Source organism: Leisingera sp. CC-HEC096, from assembly GCF_059429235.1.
Map to the genome: position 1 here is coordinate 1,333,961 of NZ_JCAIJS010000001.1, position 20,724 is coordinate 1,354,684.

At 62.6% G+C, this 20,724-nt stretch carries 16 protein-coding genes; 7 read left to right on the top strand and 9 right to left on the bottom strand.

Annotated elements, in window-relative coordinates; genetic code table 11:
• Window positions 1-14: 14 nt before the first annotated feature.
• On the bottom strand, window positions 15-866 hold the full coding sequence (locus AC5STI_RS06575) for a HalD/BesD family halogenase (RefSeq protein WP_495446095.1): 852 nt from the start codon (window positions 864-866) through the stop codon (window positions 15-17).
• Between the two features lie 406 nt (window positions 867-1,272).
• Here AC5STI_RS06575 and AC5STI_RS06580 point away from each other — a divergent pair, with 406 nt between their 5' ends.
• Window positions 1,273-3,024, top strand: coding sequence for an acetolactate synthase 3 large subunit (locus tag AC5STI_RS06580; RefSeq protein ID WP_495446096.1), 1,752 nt, complete (start codon window positions 1,273-1,275; stop codon window positions 3,022-3,024).
• 89 nt (window positions 3,025-3,113) lie between these two features.
• Window positions 3,114-3,674 (top strand): acetolactate synthase small subunit, encoded by a 561-nt coding sequence (gene ilvN / locus AC5STI_RS06585; protein ID WP_475052738.1) that lies wholly within the window; start codon window positions 3,114-3,116, stop codon window positions 3,672-3,674.
• A 31-nt stretch (window positions 3,675-3,705) separates the two neighbouring features.
• On the opposite strand, the gene AC5STI_RS06590 is transcribed toward ilvN, so the two are convergent.
• Window positions 3,706-4,062, bottom strand: a complete 357-nt coding sequence (locus AC5STI_RS06590) for a hypothetical protein (protein WP_495446097.1) — start codon at window positions 4,060-4,062, stop codon at window positions 3,706-3,708.
• 275 nt (window positions 4,063-4,337) lie between these two features.
• Between AC5STI_RS06590 and AC5STI_RS06595 the strand changes: the two genes are divergently transcribed.
• A complete protein-coding gene (locus AC5STI_RS06595) occupies window positions 4,338-5,096 on the top strand; it encodes a helix-turn-helix domain-containing protein (RefSeq protein WP_495446098.1) in 759 nt (252 codons plus the stop codon).
• Window positions 5,097-5,098: 2 nt separating this feature from the next.
• Here AC5STI_RS06595 and AC5STI_RS06600 read toward each other — a convergent pair whose 3' ends face one another.
• From AC5STI_RS06600 to prfB, 3 genes are all read right to left on the bottom strand, one after another.
• Window positions 5,099-5,869: a DUF2189 domain-containing protein gene (locus AC5STI_RS06600; RefSeq protein ID WP_495446099.1), complete on the bottom strand. Its 771-nt coding sequence runs from the start codon at window positions 5,867-5,869 to the stop codon at window positions 5,099-5,101.
• 184 nt (window positions 5,870-6,053) lie between these two features.
• Window positions 6,054-7,457 (bottom strand): calcium-binding protein, encoded by a 1,404-nt coding sequence (locus AC5STI_RS06605; protein WP_495446100.1) that lies wholly within the window; start codon window positions 7,455-7,457, stop codon window positions 6,054-6,056.
• A gap of 198 nt (window positions 7,458-7,655) precedes the next feature.
• Window positions 7,656-8,783, bottom strand: coding sequence for a peptide chain release factor 2 (prfB, locus tag AC5STI_RS06610; RefSeq protein ID WP_490398079.1), 1,128 nt, complete (start codon window positions 8,781-8,783; stop codon window positions 7,656-7,658).
• A 228-nt stretch (window positions 8,784-9,011) separates the two neighbouring features.
• Between prfB and AC5STI_RS06615 the strand changes: the two genes are divergently transcribed.
• The gene (locus tag AC5STI_RS06615; protein ID WP_495446101.1) at window positions 9,012-10,991 is read left to right on the top strand and encodes a Hint domain-containing protein; all 1,980 of its coding nucleotides are present in this window, start codon (window positions 9,012-9,014) and stop codon (window positions 10,989-10,991) included.
• Here AC5STI_RS06615 and AC5STI_RS06620 read toward each other — a convergent pair.
• Window positions 10,988-13,489, bottom strand: coding sequence for a penicillin-binding protein 1A (locus AC5STI_RS06620; RefSeq protein ID WP_495446102.1), 2,502 nt, complete (start codon window positions 13,487-13,489; stop codon window positions 10,988-10,990). The genes AC5STI_RS06615 and AC5STI_RS06620 overlap by 4 nt on opposite strands.
• A 328-nt stretch (window positions 13,490-13,817) precedes the next feature.
• Between AC5STI_RS06620 and AC5STI_RS06625 the strand changes: the two genes are divergently transcribed.
• A complete protein-coding gene (locus tag AC5STI_RS06625; RefSeq protein ID WP_490398082.1) occupies window positions 13,818-15,215 on the top strand; it encodes a nucleotidyl cyclase domain-containing protein in 1,398 nt (465 codons plus the stop codon).
• Window positions 15,216-15,245: 30 nt separating this feature from the next.
• Here the strand turns inward: AC5STI_RS06625 and AC5STI_RS06630 are convergent, their stop codons facing one another.
• The 3 genes from AC5STI_RS06630 to AC5STI_RS06640 all read right to left on the bottom strand — a co-directional run bounded on the left by AC5STI_RS06630 (window position 15,246) and on the right by AC5STI_RS06640 (window position 18,513).
• Window positions 15,246-16,034: a phosphodiesterase gene (locus AC5STI_RS06630; RefSeq protein WP_495446103.1), complete on the bottom strand. Its 789-nt coding sequence runs from the start codon at window positions 16,032-16,034 to the stop codon at window positions 15,246-15,248.
• 8 nt (window positions 16,035-16,042) lie between these two features.
• Complete coding sequence (locus tag AC5STI_RS06635; RefSeq protein ID WP_495446104.1) at window positions 16,043-17,275, bottom strand: N-acetylmuramoyl-L-alanine amidase; 1,233 nt, start codon at window positions 17,273-17,275, stop codon at window positions 16,043-16,045.
• Window positions 17,276-17,367: 92 nt separating this feature from the next.
• On the bottom strand, window positions 17,368-18,513 hold the full coding sequence (locus AC5STI_RS06640; RefSeq protein WP_495446105.1) for a pyridoxal phosphate-dependent aminotransferase: 1,146 nt from the start codon (window positions 18,511-18,513) through the stop codon (window positions 17,368-17,370).
• Between the two features lie 22 nt (window positions 18,514-18,535).
• On the opposite strand from AC5STI_RS06640, the gene AC5STI_RS06645 reads away from it, so the two are divergent.
• Both AC5STI_RS06645 and AC5STI_RS06650 read left to right on the top strand, forming a co-directional pair.
• Window positions 18,536-19,891 (top strand): M48 family metalloprotease, encoded by a 1,356-nt coding sequence (locus AC5STI_RS06645; protein WP_475052755.1) that lies wholly within the window; start codon window positions 18,536-18,538, stop codon window positions 19,889-19,891.
• Window positions 19,888-20,652 carry a DsbA family protein gene (locus tag AC5STI_RS06650; protein ID WP_495446106.1) on the top strand — a complete coding sequence of 255 codons (765 nt, stop codon included), beginning with the start codon at window positions 19,888-19,890 and terminating at the stop codon, window positions 20,650-20,652. The genes AC5STI_RS06645 and AC5STI_RS06650 overlap by 4 nt, the downstream gene beginning before the upstream one ends.
• Window positions 20,653-20,724: the final 72 nt, after the last annotated feature.

The following is a 20,724-nucleotide window of genomic DNA, read 5'->3' on the forward strand; positions in this document are numbered from 1 at the left end:
CGAAGCATTTGCAGTTAATCCCGCAGCGCGTCGGCACGCAGCCCTTCGCGCTCATAGTGACGCGGCAGCACCCGCCCATATAGCTGCCGGGTGCGCTCCACCCCGCCGCACATTCCCTCCTGCTCGACAAAGGAGAAGATGCCGACATAGCGTTTGCGCGGGCCTTCGACCGGAGCAACGCGGTGAAGGGAGTAGCGGCCCCGGAAGATCTGCAGATCGCCTGGCTGCAGCTCCAGCTTGCGCACCAGCGGCGAGCCGCCCGCCAGAACTCGCGCAACCCCATCGTAATTCTCATCCGCCGCGGTGCGCAGCATCGGCGCATATTCGAACTCGCCGCCGCCCTCACCGTTTTGAATCGCCAGCGTCACAGTGTAATTGTTGGTGTCGAAGTGCCAGGGGAAGCCCTGCCCCGCCTCGACCATGTTGATGATCACATCAGCCAGCGGATCGTCATAGCGGAAGAACCTGTCCTCCGGTTCTCCCAGCGCCTCGCGGATAAACGGCATGAAGCCGGGAAATTCGTAGATCGCGCGCAGCGGGCTTTCCGCACCGAAATTGTCGGCCGGGATAAAGGCGTTCGAGCGGTCAAAAAACTGCCTCACCGGATGGGTCTCCGGCAAGGTGCTGTCGTCCTTGGAGAAATAGGCATTGGTGCGGCTGAAGGACTTGTGCCCGTTGTCTGCCACCGCATCGGCCTCTGCCGCCAGCCTTGCAATCCCTGCCTCATGCACAAAACCGGGCAGCACCGCGCAGCCGTCCGCTGCGAGATCGCGCTGCAGGTCCGCGATCAGCCGGTCATAGGCGCTGGAGCCGGGCCGGTCGATCGGATACCGCCCAAGATCCACCAGATCGGAGAGTTGAACCATGTCCGCGTCCTTTTCCGTTACCTCAAGCTGAAATTGAGCTTGCCTGCTGCCGGGGCAGCGTTCTGGCACAAACGGGACACGTGCGTGCCGGATTTGAACGATTTGACGCCTTGGCGCGCGGCTGCTTTCGCGGATATTTCGCCGCACCCGGGGTCACAAGCAAGAAAATGTCCCCGCGCATGGCTTTTTTGACACGTTTGCCGGTTGACGCCCCTGTCCAGCCCCCATAATGTCCGCTGCAACGCAACGAGGAGCCTGTGGACGTGACCACCCTAGTCGTAATCGTAGGAACCAAGCGCATGGGCCGGTGACGGTTGACCATAATCGAACCCATGCGCCTCCGACTTGAAATCGGGGGCTTTTTTTTATGCGTAATGACGATGCCGCCAATTGGAGCAAAAAGCAGATGACACGTGAGATGACCGGCGCGAAAATGGTTGTTCAGGCCCTGAAGGATCAGGGTGTGGACGTAGTCTTCGGATACCCTGGCGGCGCCGTGCTGCCGATCTATGACGAGATCTTTCTGCAAAATGACATCCGCCACGTCCTGGTGCGGCACGAACAGGGCGCGGTCCACGCGGCTGAGGGCTATGCCCGTTCCACCGGCAAGCCCGGCGTTGTCCTGGTGACCTCTGGCCCCGGCGCCACCAACGCGGTGACCGGCCTGACCGATGCGCTCTTGGACTCGATCCCGATCGTGGTTCTGACCGGCCAGGTGCCGACTTTCATGATCGGCTCGGACGCCTTCCAGGAAGCCGATACCGTCGGCATCACCCGCCCCTGCACCAAGCACAACTGGCTGGTCAAGGACACCGACGCGCTGGCAAGCACCCTGCATGAGGCGTTCCATGTCGCCAAGTCCGGCCGCCCCGGCCCGGTTCTGGTCGACATCCCCAAGGACGTGCAGTTCGCCAACGGCAAATACCAGGCGCCGAAACCGGCAGCCTCGCATTACCAGCCGCAGCTCAAGGGCGACATGGAGGCTATCACCGAACTGGTTGAAGCGCTGGAAACCGCCAAGCGCCCGGTCTTCTATACTGGCGGCGGTGTGATCAACTCCGGCACCGCGGCCAGCCAACTGCTGCGTGAGCTGGTGGATGGCACCGGCATTCCCGTCACCTCGACGCTGATGGGCCTGGGCGCCTACCCCGCGTCCGGCAAGAACTGGCTGGGCATGCTGGGGATGCACGGTCTTTACGAGGCCAACATGGCGATGCACGGCTGCGACCTGATGATCAACATCGGCGCGCGTTTCGACGACCGGATCACCGGCCGCATCGACGCCTTCAGCCCCAAGTCGAAAAAGGCGCATATCGACATCGACCCCTCCTCGATCAACAAGGTGATCCGGGTCGACATCCCGATTGTCGGCGATGTGGCGCATGTTTTGGAAGACATCCTGAAAGTCTGGAAGTCGCGCGGCCGCAAGGTGAACCGCGATGCGCTGGCCAAATGGCACAAGCAGATTGACGAGTGGCGCGCGGTCAACTGCCTGTCGTTTAAGAACTCCGAAAAAACCATCAAGCCGCAATATGCGCTGCAGCGGCTGGAGGAGCTCACCAAGGGCCGTGACCGCTATGTCACCACCGAGGTCGGCCAGCACCAGATGTGGGCGGCGCAGTACCTGGGTTTCGAGGGTCCCAACCGCTGGATGACCTCCGGCGGCCTCGGCACCATGGGCTACGGCTTCCCCGCGTCGATCGGCGCCCAGATGGCGCATCCCGACGCGCTGGTGATCAACGTCGCGGGTGAGGCGTCGTGGCTGATGAACATGCAGGAAATGGGCACCGCGGTGCAGTTCCGCCTGCCGGTCAAGCAGTTCATCCTGAACAACGAGCGCCTGGGCATGGTGCGCCAGTGGCAGGAGCTGCTGCACGGCGAGCGTTACAGCCACAGCTGGTCCGAGGCGCTGCCCGACTTCGTTAAACTCGCGGAGGCCTTTGGTGCCAAGGGCATCTGTGTCAGCGATCCCAACGACCTGGATGATGCGATCATGGAAATGATCGACTACGACGGTCCGGTGATCTTTGACTGCCTGGTGGAAAAGCACGAGAACTGCTTCCCGATGATCCCGTCGGGCAAGGCGCATAACGAGATGCTGCTGGGCGAAGCCGAGACGCAGGGCGTCATCCAGGCCGGCGGCGCAGTGCTGGTGTAACCGCGGCCGGGCCGCAAAATTCTTATGAAGAATTTTGCCAAAAGTTTTCTGAAAACTTTTGGCAGCGACAAACGAAAGGACGGCGACTGATGTCTGCCCTGCATATCAAAAAAGGCTCCACCCGCCATTCTGCCTACAATCTGCGCCCGACGTTTTCGGACGTGCAGGAACGCCATACCATCGCGGTGCTGGTGGAAAACGAGCCGGGCGTTCTGGCCCGTGTCATCGGCCTGTTTTCCGGCCGCGGCTACAACATCGAAAGCCTGACGGTGGCCGAGGTGGACCACACCGGGCACCTAAGCCGCATCACCATTGTCACCACCGGCACCCCGCAAGTGATCGAGCAGATCAAGGCGCAGCTGGGCCGCATTGTGTCCGTCCGGGACGTGCACGACCTGACGGTCGAAGGCGTCGCGGTGGAGCGGGAACTGGCGATCCTGAAAGTGACAGGCGAAGGCGACAAGCGGGTCGAAGCGCTGCGCCTCGCGGATATCTTCCGCGCCAATGTGGTCGACAGCACGCTAAACAGCTTTGTTTTTGAGATCACCGGCGCGCCGGACAAGATCGACGCCTTTGCAGAGCTTATGCGGCCACTTGGCCTGGCCGAGATCGCCCGCACCGGCGTTGCCGCGCTGCTGCGCGGGAACTAACCCTGCCGCCGGCCTGGGACCAGGCCGGCCTTCAGCCCTGGCTGGCCTGAAGCGGTGCGGAAGCGCTCCGCTTCTTTTCTGATTTCAGCGGAAAGGGAACCACGCTCCCAAAGCCCTTGTCCGCGGTGCCGGCGTCAGAACCGCAAGCCTCCGCTGCTGACAGCCGGTCCGCCAGGTCCGGGCTGCCTTGTTCGATCAGGACCGTAAGGTTTTCGGCAATCCTGACATTCCCGCTAATGGACAGATCGAATTCAACCCAGTCCCCCGGGTTATATTCCGGAATCTCTGCCCCAGCTACATTTGAAAAGAACGCGAGGTCCCCCTGATCTTCACACCAGATTACGGCTTTCGTCAGGGGTTCATCCCGCCATAAAACGACTCCAATCATACCAGTCCTCGCATTGCCGCTCACTGATTTTGAAACAATTGGGGTGACGCCAACATGGTAAAATCCGCACTGAGCCATTTCATTTTGTGTCGGCTTGACACACCTTCTGACGTGAATTAGCAACAGGCGTGACGCCAACGGGGAGCGACTGCTGACGCCTCACAGCCGGAGTGTGGCATACTCAGCCTGGAAGCGCCGCAAATGCATCGCAAAAATTCGAACCGTCAGGGCCAGAAATGAACAACCAGAACCGTTCGCCAGCTGATTTGAGGAACATGTTCGGGGCCAATTTGCGCCAGTTGTCGCGGCAATACCCGTCGGTTTCCGAACTTTCCCGCCAGCTTGGCATTAACCGCACCCAATTCAACCGGTACCTTTCCGGAGAGAGCTTTCCGCGCCCGGATGTGCTGGACCGTATCTGCCGCTTCTTTGAAGTTGATGCCCGGATTCTTCTGGACCCGGTGGAAAAACTCTCCAAGGCCGGCCAGGTGGTGAATGGAGCTTTTCTTGCGGATTTCCTGGGCCGTGGCGTGCAGCGGCTGAGCGAGGAGTTATTCCCGTCCGGGTTTTACCGTTTTACCCGCCGCAGCTTCATTAGTGACGATAAGTTCGTGATCGGTCTGGCCTATGTGTTCCGCGACGGGGGCGTAACCTACATCAAGGGGTTCGAAGCCAAAGAGGCGATGTACAGCCAGGGGCTTCCGGCGACACCGGCAGTGCGCGAATTCCGCGGGTATGTCAGCCGCCACGAGGATGGCGTGGCCTTTGTGATCGCGCGGCGCAGGGCGATGACGTATTCCTTCAACTATCTGGCCCGCGAGGCCTCTCTGGAGAACAATTTCTGGTCCGGCTACGTTGCCCGCACCGTCCGCGAAAGCCAGACCGGAGAGCGGGTAACGCGAATGGTTTACGAACACTTGGGCCGCGACACCGGGCAGGTGCTGGCCGCTGCGCGCAGTTCGGGCTTTGCCGACGAGGCGGATCTGCTCCCCTTCCACCGCCGCTTGCTGAACACCGGCCAGCCCTTCCGCTGACGCTATTGCGCAACTGCCTGGCGGTAGATGTGCCAGGTGGCGTGGCCCAGAAGCGGCAGCACCAGGAACAGCCCCAGGAACCAGGGCAGCAGCGCGGCAAAAGTAACGGCGGCAATCAGCGCGGCCCAGATCATCATCACTGTGAAATTCTGCTGCACATATTGAAAGCTGGTGATCATCGCGGTGACAAAGTCCACCTCTCTGTCCAGCAGCAGCGGCAGGGAAATCACCGTGATCATAAACAGCAGCAGCGCAAACAATGCCCCGACAACAGTTCCGACTGCCAGCATGGTCAGCCCGTTCACAGTCATGAGCACTTCTGCTGAGCTGGAGACATTGGTCATCGTCGCGTGCCCCATGAACAGCGCAAAGATCATGTGGCCGAGAAAGAACCAGAACAGGAATACCACAACGATGATGGCGCAGATTGAGGGCAGCTGACGGCGGCTTTGCTGCAGAACCACACCAAGGATCCCGCCAAAGCCAATCGGCTGCCCCTGCTCAAGCCTATGAGACACCTCATAAAGCCCCACCGCCGCAAAGGGGCCGATCAGCGGAAAGCCGATGGCTGCCAGGACCAGCCAGTAGGTGGTCCCCGTCTGTACGGTGATCCAGGCCATTGCCCAGCCTGCCAGCACGTAAAATCCGGCAAAGAACAGCCCGTAAAGCGGCTTGGCCCGGAAATCAGCCCAGCCCCGCCGCAGCGCCTCGAACAGCATCGGCATGGCAGCGGGCCGCAGCTCCGGCACCCCAAAGGGCTTTTCTGTGGTCATCGCGGTTTATCCTCCCGGTTTCCTATGCCTTTTAGCCTAGCCGCGAAGCCCGCTGTAAAAAATACTTTCCAGATATATATTTAGAATGCAGTTGCCGGTCCTGCCGAACAGCCGGTCCGTGCCGCCTCGGGAAAAAGACGGGCTGTTACGCCCGTCTTTCCGGCTGGCACAGATCAGCCCGCGCTTAGGCAAAGACAAAATCGTCCGCCGTCAGCGCAAGGCCCGCGCCGCCTTCCAGCCGCACCGTCCCGCCGTCGTGAGTGATCAGGCGGTCGCCGCCGCTGTCTGCGATGCCGAGGCTGCCAAAGCCGCCGCTGTGACCGCGGATCTGCAGGATGTCGGTGCCATCCGCGAAGTCCCGGACCAAGTCGTCCCCGGCTCTAAAGGCAAATGTGTCAGCGCCGCTGCCGCCGGTCAGCGTGTCGTTGCCGCCGCCGCCATTCAGGGTGTCGTTGCCGCGGCCGCCTGTGAGCCTGTCGTTACCGCCCCCGCCTGCCAGCGTGTCCGCGCCAGCCAGCCCAGCCAGCCGGTCATTGCCCCCTTTCCCAGCAAGGAGGTTCGCGCCGCCGTCCCCCGTCAGCTTGTCCCCTTTTGCTGTGCCGGTCAGGTTTTCGATGGATGTGGCCTGGACATAGCCGGTCCCTTCTGCGTCCAGCTTGCCGCCCGGTGCGCCAGGGTTCTGCCACGCCCCGGACAGGTTTAGGGAAAACACCACTCCGCTTGAGACGTTCGAAAAGTCCAATGTGTCTCTGCCGCCGCCGCCATTGATTTGAACGCCTGCGCCGGGATCGGCTTCGGAGACTTTGACGAGGTCCCTGCCGCTCCCCAGCCGGACCAGGCCCGCGCCCCCGGCCCCGATTTCCGCCGTATCACGCCCATTGCCGGTGGATATCAGCTCGACAAAGGCATTGCCGGTTCTGACACTGTCCTTGCCGTCGCCCGTGCGGACCACGGCAGCGCCGCTTTGGCCGATCACAACTGTATCGCTGCCATCGCCGGTGCTGACGAAGTCCGCAAACCCATCGCGGACCACAACCCGGTCATCGCCAGCACTGGTGCGAACGGTACCCGCGCCGCCGGTACCAATGGTGATCACATCCCCTTTGGCCCTGTCCGCTGTGCTGCCGCCAAGGCCGGTTTCGATGTTGAACACAAACGCATTGCCGGTGGTGACGATATTCTCCTCTGCAAAGAGATGGATGGAAAACGTGCTGCCTTCCTGGTTTTCACCCAGTTTGACTTCGTGCTTTTTCCCGTCCCAGCCGTTGATTTGCCGCGTGCGGGTCGAATCCAGATCCACTCTGGAGTTGTAGCCCAGCTCCAGATAATCGATCCGGCGGCCAGTTCCGCCGTCCAAATCGGTGATCTTGGTCAGGTTATTCTCCGCAGCGCCGCCGAACCGGACGATCTTGGCCGTCCAGTCTTGCCCGGTGAGGCCGACATCAGCCACCAGCCTGTTGTCTGCATTGCTCTCAAAGACATTGTAGGTGTTCAAAAAGCGGTCGAACCACGTAACACTGTCCTGGCCATCAAGCCGGGGAATGGCGGTTTCACCGTCAAACAGCAAATTCAGATCAACCCGTGCCATGATACCCCCCTCGAACCACGAACACCAACCTTGGCATTCTCCAGCAAAATGCTTCTGGCCCGGACGGACAAGGTGGCGATTTCGATAGCTTGCGAGCGGTTTCGCCAACGAAATAAGCTCCGGCTGGTCAGCCGGAGCTTACAGTGCACTCAGCAGGTGCCGCCTCCTTTTGACGCCAGATCAAACCGGCGGCCAGGATCACTCTTCGCCCTGGGCCTCGGAACGGCTTTTACCGGAGACATTCATCGCCAGTGTCGCCGCCATGAACCCATCCAGGTCACCATCCAGAACCCCTTTGGTGTCAGAGGTCTCATGCTGGGTGCGCAAGTCCTTCACCATCTGGTACGGCTGCAGCACGTAAGAGCGGATCTGGTTGCCCCAGCCGGCATCGCCCTTGGCCTCATGCGCCTCGTTAATGGCAGCGTTGCGGCGGTCCAGTTCCTGCTGATACAGGCGCGATTTCAGCGCCTTCATGGCGATGTCGCGGTTCTGGTGCTGCGACTTCTCGGACGAAGTCACCACGATGCCAGTCGGGATGTGGGTGATCCGCACCGCCGAGTCGGTGGTGTTGACGTGCTGGCCGCCCGCGCCCGAGGAGCGGTAGGTGTCGACACGGATATCGGCCGGGTTCACCTCGATCTCGATATTGTCGTCCACCACCGGGTAGACCCAGACAGAGCTGAAGGAAGTGTGCCGCTTGGCCGCCGAGTCATAGGGCGAGATCCGCACCAGCCGGTGCACGCCGCTCTCGGATTTCAGCCAGCCATATGCGTTGTGGCCGGAAATCTTGTAGGCGGCGGATTTGATGCCCGCCTCGTCGCCCGCGCTCTCGGACTGAAGCTCGACCTTGTAGCCCTTCTTCTCGGCCCAGCGGACATACATCCGCGCCAGCATCGAGGCCCAGTCGCAGCTTTCGGTGCCGCCAGCGCCTGCGTTGATCTCCAGGAAAGTGTCGTTGGCGTCGGCCTCACCGTCCAAGAGCGCTTCCAGCTCCTTCTCGGCAGCCTTTTCCCTAAGAGCGCCCAACGCCGCCTCGGCATCTTTGACGACGTCTTCGTCCTCCTCCATCTCTCCCAGCTCGATGAGCTCGATATTGTCGGAGAGATCCTGTTTGATCCCCTTGTAGGTATCGATTGAATCCACCAGTGCCTGGCGCTCGCGCATCAGCTTTTGCGCGGCCTCAGGGTCGTCCCACAGGTTCGGATCCTCGACCCGTGCGTTGAATTCCTCCAGGCGGAATTCGGCGGTTTCCCAATTCATCCGCTGAGCCAGCAGCTCCAGCGACTTCTCGATCTCCGCCACGATGTTCTGGGTTTCCGCGCGCATGGGGTGTCCTTGCAATATCCGGGCAATCTCAGGTCAGGCCTGCGTGATAAACCACCCTTGCGCCGCTCGCAAGCCGCCACGCCCTGCCCCGCCGGCGCTGCGGAAAAACATCCTAAAATACCACGCAGAATCCGGCGCGCTAAAACGCGGCCTTAACACAGACCAGTTAACGCTTGTTCCCGCATTGTTTTCCGGCGGGCGGCCGCCACTGCACTGGGGACTTGGATTATGCCTAGCGGATATCTTGTCCAACTCGGTAACGGCTCGCTTGATCAGGGCGATACGATCACCACCAGCTATGCCGCCTTTACTGCTGACCAGACGCTTGGAGCCGGCAACTGGAGCTGGACAGGCTCGCACGCAGGCACGCCCTACACCAATGAGATTGAGCCGGGGGTCTATTATCTGGCCACAAACGGCAACGTCTACTTTGTTCCGGACTACGGTCCGCCGGACTCCGTCAGTTCGGCCAGCGCAGACACTCCGCCCGCTTACACCGACATGGATGGCCCGGTAGAGGGCACCAGCGGCGGCGATATGATCGGCAGCAGCTACACCGACGGCGATGGCGACCAGATCGACAACGGCAGCGGCGGCGGTGTCTCAGGCAACCAGGATACGGTGGAAGCTGGCGCAGGCGACGACACCGTGGATGCGGGTGCAGACAACGACCTCGTGCTGGGCGGCGCAGGCGGCGACAGCCTTGAGGGCGGCAGCGGCGATGACACGATCTATGGCGACAGCAGCACCGAGGCCGGGCTCAGCAGTTCGCAGCAAGGCATCGACGATGCAAATGTAACAGACACGTCCAGCGGATTCACCGTAACTGCCAAGGATGTCTCGGGCACCGCCAGCGCCGCCAACATCTCTTACTACAGCAACGCCTTTGGTGTTGCCGGGGCGGTCTCTGATTCCGACAGCGGCGTCCACGCGCAGATCGGCTACGACAAGGCTTCAGGCGTCTCCGAAGAGCTGATCATCGATTTTTATCAGGACACCACGGACGCCAGCTTCTCCTTCAAGCATCTCTATACTGACAGCTACGGGGAGGAAGGGCACTGGGCCATCTACAACGACGGTGTTCTGGTTGCCCAAGGCGATTTCACAGAGGACGGCGCAGGCACCGGCACCGGGACTGTGGATATCAACGGGTACGGTCCATTCGACCGGCTCGTATTGTCTGCGAACCTGCAAACCGATGGCACCGACGGTTCCGACTATATGGTGTCGAACATCACGTTCACGGTGCCCCCGGAAGACCCGGCAGACGGCAACGACAATATCTCCGGCGGTTCCGGGGATGACCTGATCTATGGCCAGGGCGGCGGTGACACCCTGCAGGGCGGCAGTGGTGCCGACACTCTGGATGGCGGGGCCGGCGATGACAGCCTCATCACCGGTGAAGGCGATTCCGCCACCGGCGGCGACGGCGATGACTATTTCACCATCGTCGATACAGGCGACAGCGGCAGCAATAATATCACCATCGCGGGCGGCGATGCCGGGCAGACAACCGGCGACACGCTGGATTTCAACGGCCAGCTCGACAAAGGCACGCTGAACGTTACCGACGACACCGGCGGCAGCCTGACCGGCACCGCGACGCTGCTGGATGGCAGCGTGGTCAGTTTCTCCGGCATCGAGCAGATCATTTGCTTCACCGCCGGCACCAGGATTGCCACGGCGACAGGCCTGCGGGCCATCGAAACACTGCAGCCCGGCGATCAGGTGATCACGCGGGACAACGGGATGCAGCCGGTGCGCTGGATCAGCCAGTCAACCGTGCCCGCAAAAGGTAACCTGGCTCCGGTGCGCCTACCTGCAGGCCTGTTCGGAGCGGAACGGGACCTGCTGGTCTCCCCACAGCACCGGATGCTTTACACAGGCTGCAGCGCAACATTGGTGTGCGGCGAGCGCGAGGTTCTGGTTTCCGCCTTGCATCTGGTCAATGGCAGCAGCATCCGCCAGCAGCCCGGCGGCATGGTGACCTATGTCCACCTGCTGTTTGACCGGCATGAGATCATCTATGCCGAAGGCGCACCGTCCGAGAGCTTCCACCCCGGCAGACAGGCGGTGTCTGCCCTGGACGAACCAGTGCGGGAGGAACTGTTCAGCATCATGCCGGACTTGCGCTGGAACCCCGGAACTTATGGCAACACGGCGCGCCAGTGCATGACGCGCCACGAGGCGGTGCTGCTCGGCCCCTAGTACAACCCGCCAGAACTGACGGTGCCAAAGGTGGCCTTGGGCCCCAGCACCGCGGTGCCGCCGCTGGAGGTGGTGACTTTGCGGCCGGACTGCTGCACTTCCTCGACCAGCGGCAGGTTGGATCCCATGGCAAAGCCGCCGTCATAGGTCAGGCCAAAGATCGGCTCGGCACCATCCCGGAAATACTCCGCAACCACATACGGGCCGGAGGCATCGTCCGGCAGCCGCGCGCCGGTGTAGCGGTCGATCTTGATGAAGTGGCCGCCTTCCGGAACGTCAAACGGGCCGCCGCCGAATTTCTCCACCGCCTTGGTCATGAACTGCTGGAACACCGGGCCGCACATGGTGCCGCCATAGGCGCCGCGGCCCATCGGGCGGGGCTGGTCAAAGCCCATGTAGCAGCCCGCCACGATGTTGGAGGTGAAGCCGACGAACCAGACATCACGCGAATCGTTGGTGGTACCGGTCTTACCCGCTGTGGGCACCGGCAGGTTGATCACGCTGGACGCGGTGCCGCGGTCAACAACACCCTTCATCATCGAGGTAAGCTGATAGGCGGTAACCGGGTCCATCACCCGCTCGCGGTCGGTGACGATGCGCGGCGGCTGGCCCGCGGCCAGTGCCGGATCGGAGCAGTCAAAGCAGTCGCGGTCGTCATGGCGGTAAATGGTGCGTCCAAAGCGGTCCTGCACCCGGTCCACCAGCGTCGGCTGCACGCGCTCGCCGCCGTTGGCGAACATCGCATAGGCTGCCACCATCTTGTAGAGCGTGGTTTCCTCCGCACCCAGCGAGTTGGCGAGGAAAGCGCCCATGTTGTCATAGACGCCAAAGCGTTCGGCATAGCCCGCAACCACCGGCATCCCGACCTCCTGCGCCAGGCGGATGGTCATCAGGTTCCGGCTCATCTCGATACCGGTGCGCAATGGTGTGGGCCCGTAGAACTTGTTGGTGGAGTTCTTGGGCCGCCACAAACCTTGCGGCGTGTTGATCTCGATCGGGGCGTCAACCACGATGGTCGCCGGGCTGTAGCCGCTGTCCAGCGCCGCCGCATAGACAAACGGCTTAAAGCTGGAGCCCGGCTGGCGCAGCGCCTGGGTCGCGCGGTTGAACACCGAGTGCTGGTAGGAGAAGCCGCCCTGCATCGCCAGAACCCGACCCGAGTTTACATCCATCGCAACAAAGCCGCCCTGCACTTCCGGCACCTGGCGCAGCGACCAATGGCTGAATTCCCCGTCCTTCTTCTCGGCCCGCACCAGCACCACGTCGCCGCGGGTGAAGTTGTCTGCAAAGCTGCCCTTCATCCACTTGATGTCGGAGCGCGGCACCGACCCGGTGCCCTTGCTCTGTTCGACACCCACCGTCATCGACTCGCTGCCGACCTCCAGCACCACCGCCGGATGCCATCTGCCGCCCAAAGCGATATCGCGCGGGACGTCGGCATCTGCCAGCGCGGCGCGCCAAGCCGTCTCATCCGCCAGCTGGGCTTCCTCCAGCTGCACGCCGGTGCCGCGCCATTTGCCGCGGGAGCGGTCGTATTTCTCCAGGCCTCCGCGCAGCGCCAGCGCCGCTTCGGCCTGCATCTCATGGTCAAGGGTGGCGCGCACGGTAAAGCCGCCGGTAAAGAACTCGCCCTCGCCAAAGTCCTGGGTCAGCTGGCGGCGGATTTCATCTGTGAAGTAATCCCGCGGCGGCAGCGCGGTGCGGAAGGCCTCAAAATCGCCGTTCTGCACCGAACGCAGCGGCTGGGCGACCTCCACCTCATAGACATCGGCGGAGATGTATCCGTTCTCGCGCATTTCCCGCAGCACGTAGTTGCGCCGCGCCAGCAGACGGTCCTTCTGGCGCACCGGATGGTAGTCCGACGGAGCCTTTGGCATCGACGCAAGCGTCGCCGCCTCATGCGGTTCCAGCTCACTCAGCGTCTTGTTGAAATAGGTCTGCGCGGCAGCGGTCACGCCATAGGAATTCTGGCCAAGGAAAATCTCGTTGAGGTACAGCTCCAGGATCCGTTCCTTGTCCAGCGTCTCCTCCAGCCGGGTGGCGAGGATGATCTCCTTGATCTTGCGCTCGGCCCGGCGGTCACCGGACAACAGGAAGTTCTTCATCACCTGCTGGGTGATGGTCGAGGCGCCGCGCACGTTCTGCCCGCGCGAGCGCACCGCCTCGATCGCGGCGGCCGCGATGCCGCGGGCGTCATAGCCAGAATGGCTGTAGAAGTTCTTGTCCTCGGCCGAGATGAACGCCTGTTTCACCAGGTCCGGGATCTCATGCGACGGGGTGAACAGGCGGCGTTCCTTGGCGAACTCGTCGATCAGATAGCCTTCGCCCGAATAAATCCGGCTGATGGTCGGCGGCTGGTACTGGGCCAGCGACTCATGGCTCGGCAGGTCGCGCCCGTAGATCCAGAACACCGCCCCGATAGTCAGCGCCACCATCGCCACGCCGAGGGTGATGGTGCTGAAGATGGAGCCGAAGAAGGAGAGTATGAACCTGAGCACGGGGTTGGGCCTTTCTCGCGAGGTGCCGCCTATATAGGCGCGGCGGTGTCCGGGGTCAAAGCATGCGGCGGCGAAAGTGTGCTGTCCTGATATCTGCCGCCCGAAGAATTGGTTTTGAGCCGTCTGTGATGTATCCTGACAGGACAATACTAACAGCGGCTGCCCCATTTTCCCAATGCTTGCCGCGGTTCGGCGCAGGCGGCGGGCAGGCTGAACGCATGTGCACGCAATCGCCTTCTTGGCCTGCCTCCCCATCCACCGCCCGCCATCCGCGGCGCGCACCCAATTCAGGTTTCACCCGGCAGCCCGAAAGGTGGAGGAGACTGCTATGGCCAAACTCGGAGCTCCGGTCGGCGGCGGCAAGACTGCCGTGAACGACCCCAAGGACGTTGTGCTGGTTCAGAAAATGCTCAACGAACATGCGGCGACTGTCGGCTACAAACGGGTGCCCACCAATGGCAAAGTGGGCCAGCCGACGATCCTCGCCATCGGCCAGTTCCAGCAGCAGGTGGTGAAAACCAAGGTGACCAGCCTGGTCGAGCCCGGCTCCAAGACCTTCAAGATGCTGGACAGCTCCCCGGTCAAGGTTGCCGAACAATTCGCCAAGGCGCAAGGCGGCAGGCCGCTGCCCGCCAAGGGCAAGGTCTATGAAGTGAAATGGCGGGGCAAGACCCACTGGTTCACCGAGGACGACATGGGCGACGCCGTCGGCGCCATCCAGAGCCGCCTTCACACCGAAACCATGGCGTTCATGAGCACGCTGAACAACTACCGCGACCAGTACCGGGAAATGCAAAAAGGGTTCTGGACCTTTTTCGTCAAGATGGTGACCCCCAACGCCGACATCGAACGCCCTGCGAAGTCGCTCAAGAAGGCAGATGCCGCAGTCGGCAAGCTTGTGGACATGACCTATGGCAAGAACAAGAAAAGCCTGCTGGAATCGTTCAAGCAAATGAAAAAGACCAAGATCCTGCTCGACGCGGTGGCGATGGATCTGAACATGCTCTCCAAGGAGCTGGGGCAAAGCGCCAAGATCTGCGAGGAAATCTCGGTCGATCTGCGCGACGGCGCCGCAGACATTGTGCAGCTGATCCTGGTCACCAACGGGGTGAATCCCGCCACCGCGGGCGCCGTTGTCGCCGCCAGCAAGAACACGGTTCAGGAAATCGCCAATGGCTGCATTCTCAAGGGGCAATGGGTCAAGGCCGGCGGTGTGGCAGGCTCCTTCAAGCGCGTCACCTTTGCTGCGGTGGCGGGCGGCTTCTCGGGATGGCTCGGGGCCAAGGCTGGGCAGCTTGTCATGAAGGGGGTTGGCGAGCGGCTGGCCAGCCGGATGGTCAACTCCCGCTGGATCAACAAATACCTGTGGAGCACAGCGGCCCGCTGGGGCGGCAAGGAGATCGAGATCATCCTGGGCCGCTTCACCGGCATCCCGCGCAAGATCGGCGCCGAGATTGTTCTGCAGACCGTCCTGCGGATGGCGCACAAGTTCTTCACCGGCCGGGCAATTGCCAAGGCTTTGACCAACCACATGAACGCTTTGGAGAAAATCGTCAGCTCCTGCATGGAGAAGAGCAAGGCCGAAGGGCAGCTGATGGATTGCATCGCCGCCAAGCTGGAAAAACAGGGGCTGATGGCAAAAGTTGCCAATGACATTCTTGCCCCGCACAAGCAGGCGCTTGAACGCGAAATCGAAAAGGCGCTGGCCAAGGCGGAAGCCGCCTGACGCCAGCACACCCTTGCCCGCCTTGGCGCTTTACAGTTTGGGGCCGCCCAGGCCGTAGTCGCAGAACTGGCAAGTCTGCAGCGTGAGATTGCCGTCCTCGAATTGCAGCACCGTCAGCGCAGGTGCTTCAGCGGCGGGTTGAAAGGTGCTCCAGTCCCAAGCTGGGCGGGGTGGCGGCGCCTGGTACAGAACCGCTTTTGCGGTAGCAAAGGGAATGCCCTGCGCGACACCGGAACAGGGCCGGTGCACGTGGCCCGCCAGCAGGTGCAGCACATTGGGATAGCGGGCAAGCAGCGCCAGCAGCTCCGCTCCGTTTTGGAGATTGTCCGGGTCCTGCATCGGCAGCCCCAGTTTCATGGGCGGGTGATGCATCGCCACGATGGCGGGCCGCCCGTCCAGCGCTGCCAGCTCCGCTTCCAGCCAATCCATGCGCTCCAGGCACAGGATGCCCGCCGCCTGACCGGGGATCAGTGTGTCGAGGCACAGCACAGATAGCTCCCCGATATCCGCCCTATACTGCACAAAGCCGGGCATCGCCCCGGCTGGCAAAGGCAGCGCACTCCGCAATGCCTCCCTATCGTCGTGATTGCCGGTCAACGGCAGGACCGGCATTGGCAGGACGTTGAGAAGCTCGTTCAAGCGCGTGTAATTCCGCTCTGATCCGGTTTCCACCAGGTCACCGGTAATCAGGCAGGCGTCAGCATCGCAATGGTGTTCAGCGGCAAATTCCACTGCCGCCCGCAGCCGCAGCCGCGGGTCGTGGCCCAGTACCAGATCTTCAGCCTCGAAATGCAGATCGGACATCCAGATCAGTTTCATGGCAGCCTCTACTTCCGCACCAGTGCGCGGCGGGTGTCATCCTGGGCGCGCCAGGTGATCAGCCCGTTCAGGATGCCGCGGGCGGCCTTGGCGCGCCAGTCCGCGTCCACCAGGTTTTTCAGGTCGCGCTTGCTGGACAGAAAACCGATCTCCACCAGCACCGAGGGGATATCCGCCGACTTCAGCACCGAAAACCCGGCGGAGCGCAGCGGACGGTTGTTGATCGGCTTTCCTTGCGCCCGCAGCCCGTCAATCAGCGCCGCCGCCAGCGCGTCGCTGCGCGGCTGGGTTTCCTGCCGCGCCAGATCCAGCATCACTCCTGTCACCCGGTCGTCCGCCTGGCTGAGGTCGGTGCCCGACAGCAAGTCGCCGCGCAGATGCCGCTCCGCCAGTTTGGCCGAGGCCACATCCGAAGCCTCCTTGGACAGCGTGTAGACGGTGGAACCATGCGCGCGGCCTTCGGAGATCGTGTCCGCATGCAGCGAAACGAACACATCGGCACCTGCCTGATGCGCCATTGCGATGCGCCGTTCCAGCGAAACAAAATAATCGTCGTCACGGGTCATCATTACGGTGAACTGGCCTGAGCGCACCAGCGCCTCCCCCAGCTCACGGGCGAATTGCAGCATCAGGTGTTTCTCGATGATGCCATCTTCGGTCTCTGCACCCGGGTCTATGCCGCCGTGTCCCGGATCAAGCATCACCAACAGCGGCGCGTTCTCGTCCCGCGCTGCTCGGCCCTGCATCACCTCAGGTGCGGGAAGATCCCAGCGCGGATCCTGCGGGGCACCGGCGCGGGCGGCAAACTCCTGCGCGGAGGCAGGTTCCAGCGACACCGCCAGCCGGGCCGCCGCGGTTACTTGATCGACACTCATTGCAGCCGAAGACACCTTCATCGGCTCCGCCAGCTGCAGCACCAGCCGCGACCAGCCCGGCACATAGGTGCCGAACTGCGCGGCGGTGATCTGATCCCCCTGCACCAGCTTGTCTGCCGTCAGCCCGGTCCAGTCGACCTCCTGAAAATCCAGCACCAGCCGCGGCGGGCCGTCCAGGGTGAACAGCCGGTAGGGCACCCCCTGGCTGAGGCCCAGGCTGATCTCCGCGCCCCGCCCGGCATCCCGGACACGGCTTCCGCTGGCGTCAATGCGCGCCAGACCCCCAAAGCCGCTGTTGCCGGATTGCGCCCAGGCACCCGCCGCCAAAGCCCATATCAGTGCGGTGAGTGTAATCAGTCTGCCCATGCTCGCCTCTTGCCCGGCCTCTTGGCCTTTTGGCGGGCAGACTAGGCAATTTGGGCGGGCTTGGAAATCCGCCTTGTGCAGTTATCCCCGGCTCAGTCCCTGGACGCCATGTACAGCGCCAGACGGGCCAGCCCCTCCTCGATGTCCGCGGTAGAGCGGGCATAGGAGAAGCGCAGCGTGGTGGCCCCGCGCACGGGGTCGAAATCCAGCCCCGGCGTCACCGCAACGCCCGCCTTTTCAAGGATTTCGGCGGCAAAGCTGCGGCTGTCATCTGTCAGGTCCGACACATCGGCATAGACATAAAATGCCCCGTCCGGCGGTGCGATTTTGGTGAATCCGGCCTTGGGCAGCCCCTCCAGCATCAACTGGCGGTTCTTTGCGTAGACGGCCAGGTTCTCGCGCATCTCGTCTTCGCAATCGAGTGCGGCCAGCGCCGCAACCTGGCTGGCATGCGGGGCGCAGATGAACATGTTCTGGGCAATCCTCTCAACCACCCGCACATGATCTTCCGGCACGACCATCCAGCCAACACGCCAGCCGGTCATCGAGAAGAACTTGGAAAAGGAGTTGATGACGTAGCACTCGTCGGTCAGTTCCAGCGCGGTCACTGCCTTCGCTTCATACTCCAGCCCGTGATAGATCTCGTCGGAAATGAAGCTGGCACCCTCCGCTTGTGCCGCGTCGATCAGCGCCCCCATTGCCCCGCGGTCCAGCATGGTGCCGGTCGGGTTGGCGGGCGAGGCCACCATCAGTCCGGCGAGGTCCTGCCCGGCAATATCTGCCGCCACCGGCTGCAGCCGGTTTTCCGGTGCGGTCTGGATGTCCACCGGCGTCAGCCCCAGCGCCTTGAGGATCTGCCGGTAGGACGGATACCCCGGCGCGCCGATCCCAACCCGGTCACCGCTGTCGAAAAGCGCCGTGAAGCTGAGCAGAAAGGCGCCGGAGGAGCCCGGCGTCACGATCACCCGTTCCGGGTTCAGATCGACGTTGTACCAGTCGCCGTAAAGCTGCGCGATCCGTTTGCGCAGTTCCGGCAGGCCAAGCGCAACAGTGTAACCCAAGGCGTTGTTTTCCAGCGCATTCCCCAGCGCCTTCAGCGCTCCGGCAGGCGCCCCGGTGGAGGGCTGGCCCACCTCCATATGGATAATGTGGCGGCCGGCTTCTTCAGCTTTGCGGGCGGCCTCCATCACGTCCATCACAATAAACGGATCAACACTGGAGCGGCTTGAGTTTCGCATTCTGATCTCCCATGGTGCGCGTATGAGTTTTGACCGTTTCTTCCGGCTGGCGTCAATCCCGGCTCTTGTGGTTTGCGCCCTGCTTCAGTTTGCGGCAGCGGCGCAGGCGGCATCAATCTCGCTGCTGCGCGATCCGGATATCGAACATGGTCTGAACCGGCTGGCTGCCCCCGTTCTGCGCGCGGCCGGGCTGAACGCCAAGCGGATGCGGATTCTGCTGGTCAACGACTCCTCCTTCAATGCATTCGTTTTGGATTCGCGAACAATTTTCGTGCATTACGGGCTGGTCCTAAAGGTCACCTCCCCGGAGATGCTGCAAGCTGTGATCGCCCATGAAGCCGCCCATATCACCAATGGCCACCTGGCGCGGCGGATGCAGAACCTGCGCTCAGCCAACAGCGCCGCAGGGCTTGGCCTGGCCTTATCTGTTCTGGCAGCCGCAGCCGGCGCCGGTGAAGCGGCGGGCGGTATCGCCATCGGCACCCGGAACTCGGCCCTACGCAGTTTTCTGGCCCACACCCGGGCCGAGGAAAGCTCCGCCGACCGCTCTGCTGCCGACTACCTGAACCGCGCCGGCATCAGCCCCCAGGGCCTTGTCGACCTGCACAAAGCCTTTGCCGGCCAGGAAGTGCTCAGCGTCAGGAGCCAAGACCCTTACACCCGCTCCCACCCGCTCAGCCGCGACCGCATCCGCGCCGCCCAGGCCTATCTGGCCGCGCATGGCGACAAGGGCCAGGCCAGCGCTGAGGCCCAGTACTGGTTTGCGCGTGTGCGCGGCAAGCTGTCGGCCTTTACCCGCGCGCCGAAATGGACCCTGCGCCGGGTGCGCGAGGAACAGTTCAAGGACGTCCGCCTGATGCGCGAGGCCGCCGCCTATCACCGGCAGAACAATCTGAAAAAGGCACTGAAGGCGGTGAACGGCGCGCTGGCCATGCGGCCCTCCGACCCCTTCTATCACGAACTGAAGGGCCAGATCCTGATCGAGAACCGGCAGTGGAACGCCGCACTGGCCGCCTATGGCACCGCAGTCAAGCTTGCTCCCAGGGACCCGCTGACCCTGACCGGCTACGGCCGCGCCCAGCTGGCCGCGGGCCGGCCCAAGGCGGCGCTCAAAAGCATGGAACGCGCCCGGGCTATCGACTTCCGCAACCCGGTTTTGCTGCGCGACATGTCGCTGGCCTATGCCAAGACCGGCCAGACCGGCATGGCTGCCCTGGTCACCGCCGAACGCTATGCCTTGCAAGGGCGTCTGGATGACGCCGGCATTCACGCCAAACGGGCCGTTGCCCAGCTGCCAGCAGGATCCCCCGCCGCCCGGCGGGCGCAGGATGTGCTGTCAGCCTTTGAACAAGCTCAGAAGAGAAAGAGAAGAAAATGACCCCTTTCACCCGCACAGCCACCGCAGCGGCCACGGCCCTCGCCCTGCTGGGCGCACCGGCCCAAGCCTTTGACATCAGCGCTATGTCCGATGCCGAGCGTGCTGCCTTTGGCGAGCAGGTTCGCGAATACATTCTGGAAAACCCGGATCTGATTCTGGAGGCGATCGACCTCCTGGAACAGCAGCAGCAGCAGGCCGAAGCGGCCCGCGATGATGTGCTGGTTGCCGAGAACCTGGAGGAGTTGCAAAACGACGGCTATTCCTGGGTGGGCGGCAACCCCGATGGCGACATCACCCTGGTGGAATTCATGGACTACCGCTGCGGCTACTGCCGCCGCGCCGCGCCCGAGGTGGAAAAGCTCCTGGAGAGCGACGGCAACATCCGCCTGGTGATCAAGGAGTTCCCGATCCTGGGCGAGGCCTCGGTGCTGTCCTCACGCTTTGCCGTCGCCACCAAGCAGGTGGCAGGAGACGACGCTTACAAGCAGGTGCATGACTCGCTGATCGCGTTCGGCGGCGAACCGAATGAGGTCGCGCTGCGCCGCCTGGCCGAGGGGCTGTCGCTGGATGCCGATGCAATCTTTGCCAAAATGGACAGCGAGGAAGTGACGGCCGAACTGCGCCAGACCCGCGCGCTGGCGCAGAAGATGGCGATCTCCGGCACTCCGACGTTCGTGCTGGGCAATGAGCTGCTGCGCGGCTACCTGCCCGCCGACCAAATGGAAATCATGGTGGCGGAGATCCGCGAGAAGCGCAGCTGATACTTACAACTGAACCGGCGGAACCGGGGCTCTGCCCCGGACCCCGGAGTTTTTTGGAAAGATGAAAGGGCA